Source organism: Allokutzneria sp. A3M-2-11 16 (assembly GCF_024213555.1).
Taxonomy (GTDB): Bacteria; Actinomycetota; Actinomycetes; order Mycobacteriales; family Pseudonocardiaceae; genus Allokutzneria.
In genome coordinates this window covers 220,587-230,926 of the sequence record NZ_JANAVO010000004.1, presented here as the reverse complement: position 1 = coordinate 230,926, position 10,340 = coordinate 220,587, and the positions used below count along the sequence as shown (strand labels likewise).

Annotated in this window: 8 protein-coding genes; 2 read left to right on the top strand and 6 right to left on the bottom strand. The window is 70.4% G+C overall.

Annotated features, from left to right (window positions below):
* Positions 1 to 92 precede the first annotated feature (92 nt).
* Positions 93 to 437 carry a hypothetical protein gene (locus tag NLX83_RS25315; protein WP_254237652.1) on the bottom strand — a complete coding sequence of 115 codons (345 nt, stop codon included), beginning with the start codon at positions 435 to 437 and terminating at the stop codon, positions 93 to 95.
* Complete coding sequence (locus tag NLX83_RS25310) at positions 434 to 862, bottom strand: YbaB/EbfC family nucleoid-associated protein (RefSeq protein ID WP_254237651.1); 429 nt, start codon at positions 860 to 862, stop codon at positions 434 to 436. The genes NLX83_RS25315 and NLX83_RS25310 overlap by 4 nt, the downstream gene beginning before the upstream one ends.
* A gap of 97 nt (positions 863 to 959) precedes the next feature.
* Here NLX83_RS25310 and NLX83_RS25305 point away from each other — a divergent pair, with 97 nt between their 5' ends.
* Entirely contained in the window at positions 960 to 2,234 is a 1,275-nt protein-coding gene (locus NLX83_RS25305) for a S8 family serine peptidase (RefSeq protein WP_254237650.1), read from the top strand.
* A gap of 100 nt (positions 2,235 to 2,334) precedes the next feature.
* Here NLX83_RS25305 and NLX83_RS25300 read toward each other — a convergent pair whose 3' ends face one another.
* From NLX83_RS25300 to eccD, 4 genes are all read right to left on the bottom strand, one after another.
* Positions 2,335 to 2,625: a WXG100 family type VII secretion target gene (locus NLX83_RS25300; RefSeq protein ID WP_254237649.1), complete on the bottom strand. Its 291-nt coding sequence runs from the start codon at positions 2,623 to 2,625 to the stop codon at positions 2,335 to 2,337.
* A gap of 69 nt (positions 2,626 to 2,694) precedes the next feature.
* Positions 2,695 to 3,036, bottom strand: coding sequence for a hypothetical protein (locus NLX83_RS25295; RefSeq protein WP_254237648.1), 342 nt, complete (start codon positions 3,034 to 3,036; stop codon positions 2,695 to 2,697).
* A gap of 159 nt (positions 3,037 to 3,195) precedes the next feature.
* On the bottom strand, positions 3,196 to 4,629 hold the full coding sequence (gene eccB, locus NLX83_RS25290; protein ID WP_254237647.1) for a type VII secretion protein EccB: 1,434 nt from the start codon (positions 4,627 to 4,629) through the stop codon (positions 3,196 to 3,198).
* A gap of 43 nt (positions 4,630 to 4,672) precedes the next feature.
* Positions 4,673 to 6,076: a type VII secretion integral membrane protein EccD gene (eccD, locus tag NLX83_RS25285; RefSeq protein ID WP_254237646.1), complete on the bottom strand. Its 1,404-nt coding sequence runs from the start codon at positions 6,074 to 6,076 to the stop codon at positions 4,673 to 4,675.
* 160 nt (positions 6,077 to 6,236) lie between these two features.
* Between eccD and eccCa the strand changes: the two genes are divergently transcribed.
* Complete coding sequence (gene eccCa / locus NLX83_RS25280) at positions 6,237 to 10,211, top strand: type VII secretion protein EccCa (RefSeq protein ID WP_254237645.1); 3,975 nt, start codon at positions 6,237 to 6,239, stop codon at positions 10,209 to 10,211.
* Positions 10,212 to 10,340: the final 129 nt, after the last annotated feature.

Here is a 10,340-nt window from a genome sequence, read left to right as displayed (position 1 = left end):
AAGGCACCCCAGACCTCAACGTAAAACAACAAAATAGGACACGCTTTTCGTGCCCTCGGCAGTTCTACCCCGGCATTGCCCCAGCGCCGGGATCAGGTCTCCTTTGTATTGGCCGTCCGGTGCTGGACCTCGTTGGCGTCCTCACCGGCGCGCAGCTCGCGGGCCGTCTGGATCAGGTAGTCGCCGAATTCCTTGACCCTGGTCCCGGAGTCGGCGAACGTGAGCAGCAAGTCCTCGGCCGTGCCCGGCTTGTACCGTTCTTCGTTGTACATCTTCTTGCCGATGGCGTCGTCACCGAACGTCCGGGAGTCGGTTTCCAGCTCCGTGATCGGCTTCACCTTGCCGTCCGAGGTGTCCTTGAAGGTCTGACCGGCCTCGGAAAAGCGGTTTCCCAGTGCTTCGACCTGCTCCAGGAATGCGCGAAGGTTTCCACTCATTTCTTCTTCTCCTGTCGCTCGGCGTAGACGTCGGCATCGCTGCGGAACGCGTCCGCGAGCGGGTCACCGTTCTCGAGGCCGCCGTCGCCCGCCAGCGCGCGCAGCTCCTCGAGCTCCGGGGGGAAATTCTCGTTCACGATATCCTGTGCCTGTTCGGTGCTCTGCCGAACGGCGTCCCTCGAAGCTTTCAAAATCTTGGCGCGCAACTCGGCCGCGTCCGGCTTGCGGAACACCCTTGGATCGATTTCCAGGTCGACCAGCTGGCCGCGCGGGCCGACGACGACTTTCACCATCCGGTCGTCCGACCAACCGGTGCCGACGATGTCCATCATCCGTTGCTGGGTCTGCGGAATGGCCGCGGTCGTCTTCTGCAGCTGCTCCAGCATGCTGTCGAAGAAGTTCTCACTCGGCGTCGAGTAATCCATGCCGCCCTCCCCAAAGAGCACACTGCGCACACCGTGCACGCCATGACCGCTGGCCGCCGGGTTGGCGCCCCGGAACCATTATCCTATTATCGCCGCCGTGAACGCCAAGCGCATCGGCCAAGTGCTTCTTGTCCCGGCCGTGCTCGCCGCGGGCCTGCTCGCCGCCCCCGCCACCGCGACCGCCCAGCAGCAGTGCGTCACCGGGGGCTCCGACATCCGCTCGGTTCCCTGGCCGCAGCGCTTCCTGGCGCCGGAGCGCGCCTGGCCGATGAGCACCGGGTCGGGGCAGAAGGTCGCGGTGATCAGCACCGGTACCGGGGACAACCCGCTGCTCTCCGGCAAGGTCGCCGACTCGACCACGCTCGCCCAGGCGAGCGGCCGCAACGCCAGCGGCAGGCCGGACTGCATGGGCATCGGCACCGGCGTCGCGGGCGTCATCGCCGCGGGCAGCGCGCCGGGGATCGGCTTCCACGGCGTCGCGCCGGGCGTCTCGCTGCTCTCGGCCAAGGTCGTCGCCGACCAGTACGTCTCGGGCGGGCCGCCGAAGGCCGTGGACCCCGGGCTGCTCGCCGACGCCATCGACTGGGCGGTGGGCAAGGGCGCCTCGGTGATCGCGGTGGCCGAGGTCGCCCGCGAGGACAACGCCGCGCTGCGGCAGGCGGTGCAGAACGCGATCGCCAAGAACGCCGTCGTGGTCGCCGCGACCGGGGAGCCGGTGGGCAGCGACAGTCCGTACGCGGGCAAGCCCACGTACCCGGGCTCGCTGGACGGGGTGCTCACGGTCGGCGCGATCGACGAGGGCGGCCAGGTCGTGCCGGGCGCCAGCCGGATCGACATCGTCGCGCCCGGCGTCGGCGTGCTGACGACCTACCCCGGCGGCGGGCTCGGAACGGCGGCCGGGAGCTCCTTCGCCACCGGCTACGTCGCGGCCGCGGCGGCGCTGGTGCGCGCCTACTGGCCGAATCTGTCCAATGTGGACGTCGTGAAGAGGTTGCGGGCCACCACGACCCCGGCCAACGACGGACCGGACCGGCGCACCTACGGCGACGGCATCGTCAACCCGTACCAGGCGGTGATCGACCAGGTCTCGGGCGGTCGCCCCGCGGACCTGCCGCCGCTGCGGCAGAAGGAACCGACCGCGGAGGAGAAGGCCATCAAGGCCGCCGACGACCACGCCACGGCGTGGGGCTTCGGGGCGGCGGGCATCGGAGTCGGACTGGTCGGCCTCGTCATCGCGCTGGCGATCTTCTGGCCGAAGGGCCGCGGCCGCCGCTGGCGCAGCGGGCTGGCACCGGACCCCGTCGAGTACCCCGAGGACGAGCTGCCCCAGCCGCCCGCCGAACTCTTCGGCGGGCGCGCTGGGAACAGCTGACGGGTTCGTCCGCACGGTGCTCGTCCCTCGGGATCCGGATGGCGGCGGGGCCAGGGTGGGCAAGGAGAGCCACCCGCGCGGGGTGGGAACTGCCGGAGTGCTAAAAGAGGCCCGTCAGGGACTGGTCCAGACCCTGCATGTCCTGGCTGCCCAGAGTGGTCTTCTGACCGAACTGCTCCTGGGCGCTGCCCATGCTGTCGGCCATCTTGTTCCACTCGACCTGGGCTTCCTGGAACGCCCCCATCGCGGCACCCTTCCAGTCCTCGCCGCAGATGGCCTGGGCCTCCGTCATCAGGGCCTGGAACGCCTGCTTCAGCGCCTCCGCGTGCGTCCTGGTGTTGGCACCGAGCGTCTCGACTTCACCGAACCTGTAACCGATAGGCTGGCTCATTGGTCTTCCACCTTCGAGTCTGATCTTCGCTGAGTGAGTGGCTGGCTGTCGAAGCTGACCTGGACCGGCTCAGCCGCCCATGCGGCTGTTGAAGAGCGCACCGTCATCGCCCAGGTTCATCGCCTCGAAGGCTCGCTTCTGCTCGTCGGAGAACTCGAGCACCCGGTTCTTCACCGTGCTGACGCCGTTGAGCAGCTTGTTGAGGATCTCTTCGATCCTCTTCCACTCGTCACTGAAGTCCTCCTGCTTCTGCAGGGCGGCGTTGGCCGCGGGACCCATCCACGAGCCTCCGACGTTGCTCATGTAGTCCTGCCGGATCTTGTTCATGATCTCAAGCGAGTCGTTACCACACTGCTCGATGGCCTTCTCGAGCTTGATCATCTGGTCTTCTGTGAGCTTGGACTCCGACACGGGCTGGTCACCTTCGATCTTGGAATCAGCGAGTCGTTCACATTCTCCGACGCGCCGACTCGGCGCGCGGTTCCACCGGACCCTAGAACAAGCTTAACCGCAGGTTGTAGACCCGACTCTTCAGTTTCGATGGAAATGTTATTCGGGTTTAGCGTCCGTTCAGCCCGCGCTGTGAACCGATCCAGCCAGGCTCGGGTCCAGGGTCGGGCCCACCGGGATGCGCTGGACGAGGGCCGCGGGCATGGACACCGCCCGCGTGGTGGTGTAGCCGAGCTTGCCCAGCACCTCGGCGTTCGGCACCGGATAGCGGATGCCCAGGTCAGTGACGATGTTGAGGGCCCCGGAGCCGTCCGTGCGGTCCGAGGGCGAGGCCCGGACGATCACCACCGCGCCCGGCGGGAGCAGCACCCGGTCGGCGAGCTTGGTGCCGCCCGCGGTCTGCGCGCGCGTGACCAGGCCGTTGGCCAGCGCCTCCGCCGAGCCGCCGAGGGAGACCACCGGCGCGGACTTGGCGTCGACGGCCTTGGAGCACACCGGGGCCTTGCCGCCGTCGCCCACCACCGTCAGCGCGGGCGGCTGCGCGGGCAGGCCCGCCGTTCCCGCGGCCGGGGCCAGCGCGTTGCTGCTCGGGGCCGCGGTCGCGGCGGCGGCCGAGACCTCCACCGGCTGCACCGAGTACTGGCCGCGCAGGATGCGCACCTGGAAGTCGTTGACCGGCGCCAGGCCGTCGGAGCGCACCAGGTAGTTCTGCACGCCGTTGCCGACCGGGTGGAAGACGATGTCACCGACCTTGCGCCCGGCCAGCACGGTCGAGTTCTGGCCCGCGTTGTCCACCTGGATCGGCCCGATGTCCTGGCCCGCGGGCAGCCCGTTGAGCCAGGCCGGGCCGACCGGCTCGATCATGGTCTGGGCGCCGAAGACCGAGCGCAGCAGCTGGTCGGGGGAGTTGCCGGTGATCCGGTAGCGGTGGTCGTGCCAGATCAGGTGCACGGCGCGGTCGGACTCGTCGCGCACGAGCAGGCCCCGCTCGCCCAGCGGCGTCCCGCCCGGCACGCCCGCGCCCACCATCAGCGTGGTGGTCGGGGTCAGCCCGCCGGTGCCGTTGTCGCCGAGCACCGAGCAGGTCGTCCACGGCTCGGTGTTGGCCCGCTTCGCGTCGGGCAGCGACATCGGCGCCCCGGGGATGCCCACGGTGGCACCGCCGCGGGGGATTCCGGCGAGGTCGGCGCTGGAGACCCGGTACGGACCCACGTTGAACCCCGTGCTGAGCAGGCGCGCCGAGGTGTAGTTCAGCGTCGGCTGGAGGCTGGCCTGCGCCCCGGGTCCCGGCAGGTAGACGAAGGTGGCGCCGGTCTCCCGCTCGATGATCACCGCGCCCGGCTGCTTCCACGACGTGCCGCCGATCCCGGTGAAGATGCCGTAGATCCCGTACCCGGCCGCCACCAGCACCGCGATCATCACGCCCGCGAACACCGCGCCGACGCCGCGGCGCAGCGGGGTCTGCTCCGGGTCCGTCTCGCGCAGCATCACCGCGGAGATCACCCGCTGCATCATGAACTGGTACGCCTGGAGCTGGTCGCGTCGGGTAGCCACGCTCGTCCTTCGCTGGGTGGGGTCTTCGGTCGCCGGGGGAGGGTCAGCCGACCGAGGCCATCAGTCCTTGCACGTAGAAGAAGAAGCCGGTGATGTAGCCGGCGTACGGGATCAGCGCGATCAGCGCCACCACGTCCAGGATGTCGGCGAAGCGGCCCAGCCACGGCGAGGGCGCCTTCTTGCTGTAGACCAGCCCGGCCATCGCGACCAGCCCGGCCAGCACGGCGACGCCGAGCAGCAGCAACGACCTGGCCAGCGTGGTCTCCACGACCGCCACCCACGCCCCGGCCAGCAGCAGCGCCACCAGCACCCCGGAGAGCAGCAGCGGCAGCCGCTGGCGGGGGATCGGGAACAGCCGGGCGCGCAGCGTCAGCGCCAGCACCACCAGGATCGCCATGGTGATCCTGGACGCCCCGCCCTCGGTGACCAGCGCGACCGAGGCCAGCACGCTGGTCACGGCGACGCCGGTGAGCAGGCCGGAGAGCACCTCGTCGGTGCGGCCGACCGCGGCCACCACGACCGGGGACGGCGGCTGCTTGTCCTCCTTGAGCAGGTCGGCGGCCCGCTGCGGCAGCTCCGGCAGCGGCAGCCTGCCCAGGCGCATGGCCAGCATCGGGTAGCCGGGCAGCAGGCCGATGCCCACCGCGAGCACCACCGACGCGGCCCCCGCCGCGGTCATCGACCCGGCCAGCAGCGCGCCGAGCGAGCCCAGCACGCCGATCAGGATGGCCGCGATGAACACCCGCCCGGCGACGGCGATCGAGACGTAGCCGACCACGCCGAAGACCAGCAGCGCGATCGTGCCGAGCAGCAGCTGCGGCGAGCCGAACGCGCCCATCGGCAGGTGGCTGGGGGCGGTGAGCTGGTAGCCGCCGATGAAGGCGTAGGGCAGCGAACCGCCCGCGAAGACCACCCCGGCCCACGCGTCGGGCACGGCGCGGGCGATGGTCACGCCGATGGCCATCAGCACGGCGGCGCCGGAGAGCATGACGATGCCCGGGACCAGCCACGGCGGCCGGAACAGCAGCCCGCCGAGCGAGCCGGCGAGCAGGATCGCCGCGGTCAGCGCGAGACCGCAGCGGCGGGTCGCGGTGTTGCCCCAGCTGCGGCCGAAGCGGCGGGAACCGCTGGCGATGGCCTCGACCAGGTCGTCGTAGGAGATCTCGGGCCATTCGGCCTGGCCGGGGCCGAGGTGCAGCAGCTCGCCGTCGCGCACGTCCTGCGCGGCCAGCGTGCGCTGGCTGTCGAGCGCTTCCCCGGTCGGCCGCCGCAGCACCCAGCCGCCGTGCCGCTCGCCGTCGTCGGCGGCGTCCTCACCGGCGTGTCGCAGCAGATAGGGCAGCAGCTCGGCGACCGTGACGTCCTCCGGCAGCGCCACGTCTATCGTGCGCTTCGGTGTCACGACCGTGACCTTGGCCAGCGTGGCACCCCGTACGGGCATGGTCATGAGCACCTCCCACAAAAGGACCGGGCATACCCGGCACAATGAGACCGTGATTCGCAGGGGCGGGCAGCACAGACAATCACCGGGGTAGTTTGCCCCATCAATAGCTCGGGCGTTTCAGCGCCAGGATCAGCACCAGGATTTTCGGGAGAAGGTTCAGGTTTTGGCAACGATCATCGTCAGGCGGCCGGAGCGCCGAGCGGCGCCGGAGCTCCCCTCGGGCGAGGTGGTCCTGGAGCCGCCACCGGAGAACCCGCCCCCCGGCGGCAAGAGCTGGGGCCGGGCCATGATGATCCTGCCGATGCTCGCGGGTACGGCGGGTATGGCGCTGCTGATCGGCGCGGGCGGCAACCGCGGCCCACTGATGTACGTCGCCGGTGGTCTCTACGGCACGGCCGCGCTGGGCATGGTGCTCTACCAGATCCTCAGCCAGCAGGGGCAGGGCGCGAGCAAGCAGGAGATGGCCCAGAACCGGCGCTCCTACCTGCGCAAGCTGAGCAAGCAGCGGGCCCAGGTGCGTGACACGATCGAGCGACAGCGGCTGGCGATGTTCTACCGCCACCCCAATCCCGACCGCCTCTGGTCCACCGTGCAGAGCGCCCGGCTGTGGGAGCGCAGGCCGCACGAGTGGGACTTCTCGGTGGTCCGGATCGGGCTCGGCAGCCAGTCGCTGGCCACCCCGCTGGTGCCACCGGAGACCAAGCCCGTCGACGAGCTCGAACCGATGTCGGCGATGGCGTTGAGCAAGTTCGTCAACCGCTATTCCACGGTGCCGGATCTGCCGATCGCGGTGGCGCTGCGCGGATTCTCCCGGATCTACGTCACCGGTGACGACGACCGCAAGCGCGCCTTCGCCAGGGCGGTCGTCGCGCAGCTGGCCACTTTCCACGCGCCCGGCGAGATCCTGATCGCCTTCTGCGTGCGGCAGGAGGAGCGGCCGCTGTGGGAATGGGCGAAGTGGCTGCCGCACGCCCTGCACGACAGCAAGACCGACGCGGTCGGGCAGATCCGGCTGGTGGCCTCCGCGGTCACCGCGCTGGAGGCGATGCTCGACGACGTGCTGGCCAACCGGCCGCGGTTCAACCCGGGCTCGATGCCGATCGAGGGTTCGGCGCAGCTGGTCGTCTTCGTCGACGGCGGCAACACCACCAGCTCGGAGCACCTGATGATCGAGGGCGGTGTCGAGGGGGTGACGGTGTTCAACCTCTCCGAGACCCCGCCCAGGGTGCTGGACTCCACCACCCTGGTGCTCGACATCGACGCCGAGGGCGCGATGCGCAGCCGGACCATGGACGGCGAGGCCGCCATCGGCACCGCCGACGTGCTCTCCGTCGAGGAGATGCTGGGCCTGGCCCGCGGCCTGGCGCCGCTGCGGCTGTCCGCGCTCTCCAGCGGCGACCAGCCGCTGTCGACCTCGCTGGAGCTGACCGACCTGCTCGGCCTCGGCGACCCGTACCAGCTCGACGTGGGGCAGACCTGGACCACCAGGTCCAACCGGGACCGGCTGCGGGTGCCGATCGGGCTGACCGCCGACGGCAGGCCGATGGACCTGGACCTCAAGGAGTCCGCGCACGACGGCATGGGCCCGCACGGCCTGCTGGTCGGCGCCACCGGTTCCGGCAAGTCGGAGCTGCTGCGCACCCTGGTGCTGGCGCTGGCGATCACCCACGACCCGGAGATCCTCAACTTCGTGCTCACCGACTTCAAGGGTGGCGCGACCTTCACCAAGCTGGACAAGCTGCCGCACACCAGCGCGGTGATCACCAACCTGGAAGACGAGCTGCACCTGGTCGACCGCATGCTCGACGCGATCCAGGGCGAGCTGATGCGCAGGCAGGAGCTGCTGCGCAAGGCGGGCAACTACGCCAACCAGCGCGACTACGAGAAGGCGCGGACCGCGGGCGCCCCGCTGGACCCGCTGCCCGCGCTGCTGGTGATCGTCGACGAGTTCTCCGAGCTGCTCACCGCGCGGCCGGACTTCATCGAGATGTTCGTGCAGATCGGCCGCGTCGGCCGGTCGCTGGGCGTGCACCTGCTGCTGGCCTCGCAGCGGCTGGACGAGGGCAGGCTGCGCGGCCTGGACTCACACCTGTCCTACCGGATCGGTCTGCGCACGTTCTCCGCCATGGAGAGCCGCGCGGTGCTCGGCGTGCCCGACGCGCACCAGCTGCCCAGGGCGCCGGGCAACGGCCTGCTGCGCACCGGCACCGAGGACCTGGTCCGCTTCCGCGCCGCCTACGTCTCCGGGGTGCACCACAAGGGCGGCCAGAAGCTCGTCGACGACGAGGGCCGCGAGATCGACCCGGTGCAGGACTACTCCACCCGCTACCTGCGGCCCCGCCTCTCCGAGAAGCCGGTGGAGAAGAAGCCCGACACCAGCGAGCAGATCGGCGACACGCTGCTGGACGTGCTGGTGGACCGGCTCGCGGGCAAGGGGCGGCCCGCCCACCAGGTCTGGCTGCCGCCGCTGGACGCGCCGCCGACCCTGGACCAGCTGGTCGGCCCGCTGATCGTGGACCCCGATCGCGGCCTGACCTGCTCCTCCGCCGAGAACCGGGGCGCGCTGCGCGGCGTGGTCGGCGTCATCGACCGGCCCGCCGAGCAGCGGCGGGACACCTACTGGCTGGACCTGGCGGGCGCCGGTGGGCACATCGCGGTCGCCGGTGGGTCGCACAGCGGCAAGAGCACGGCGCTGCGCACGATCATCTGCAGCCTCGCGCTCACCCACACCCCGCGCGAGGTGCAGTTCCTCTGCCTGGACTTCGGCGGCGGCGGTCTGGCCGCGCTGCGCACCCTCGCCCACGTCGGCGGGGTGGCGACGCGGCGGGACGGCAACCAGGTGCGGCGCTCGGTGGCCGAGGCGCAGAGCCTGCTCGCCGAGCGGGAGCAGCGCTTCTCCGACCTGGGCATCGACAGCATGGCCACCTACCGGCAGATGCTGCGCGCGGGCCGTTTCCCCGAGGACCGCTTCGGCGACCTGTTCCTGGTCATCGACGGCTGGGCGACCATCCGCACGGAGTTCGAGACCCTGGAGCCCGCCCTCTCGGAGCTGGTCAACCGCGGTCTGGCCTTCGGGGTGCACCTGCTCGTCGCGTGCAACCGGTGGATGGACCTGCGGATGAACATCCGGGACATGTTCGGCACCAAGGTGGAGCTGCGGCTGGGCGACGCGACCGACTCGGTCATCGGCCGCAGGCAGGCCTCCGCCGTCCCGGAGCAGTCCCCGGGCCGCGGCCTGGCCCCGGACGCCATGCACTTCCTGGCCGGGGTGCCGCGCATCGACTCGCAGGAGACCGCGGACAACATCACCGAGGGCACCCAGAACCTGGTCGAGACGGTCAACAGCGCCTGGCGCGGTCCTCGCGCGTCCGCGGTGCGGCTGCTGCCCGCGCTGCTGCCCTACTCGGAGCTGCCCGCCGCCGTGCCGGGGGGCCGCAAGGCCGTGCCCATCGGCATCGCCGAGAGCGACCTCCAGCCGGTCTTCCTGGACTTCGAGGCCGAGCCGCACCTGGTGCTCTTCGGTGACGTGGAGTCCGGCAAGAGCGCGTTCCTGCGCTCGCTGGCCACCGGCATCATGTCCCGCTACTCGCCGAAGGAGGCCCAGATCGCCCTGGTCGACTTCCGCAGGAGCATGCTGGGCCTGGTGCCGGAGGAGTACCTCATCTCCTACACCACCACCCAGGCCACGGTGCAGGACCTGGTGCAGCTGACCATCGGCGTGATGACCAAGCGGCTGCCGAAGTCCGACGTCACCCCCGAGCAGCTGCGCAAGCGGAGCTGGTGGAGCGGTCCGGAGCTGTTCATCCTGGTCGACGACTACGACCTGGTGGCGCCGAGCTCGCACCAGAACCCGCTGACGCAGCTGCTGGAGTTCCTCACCCAGGGTCGCGACGTCGGCCTGCACATCGTGGTGACCCGCCGCAGCGGTGGCGCCTCCCGGGCCATGTACGACCCGGTCATCGCGCGGATCAGGGACCTGGCCTCGCCGGGCATCCTGATGTCCGGAAGCCCGCAGGAGGGCGCGCTGCTCGGCAACATCAAGCCGCAGCCGCTGCCGCCCGGCCGCGGCTGGCTGACGTCACGAAACGGTAACGAGCTCGTGCAGCTGGGCTACCTCCCACCGGATCAGGAAGACTGAAGCAACAAGCATGCACCTACAAGGAATCTGATCCTTTTGGTCGGCAACCGCCCCGCTCGCCTGGAACCATCGGCACACTGGCAACGTCCCTAATAACGGTGACATGACTCCAGGTGGCGGGGCGCACGG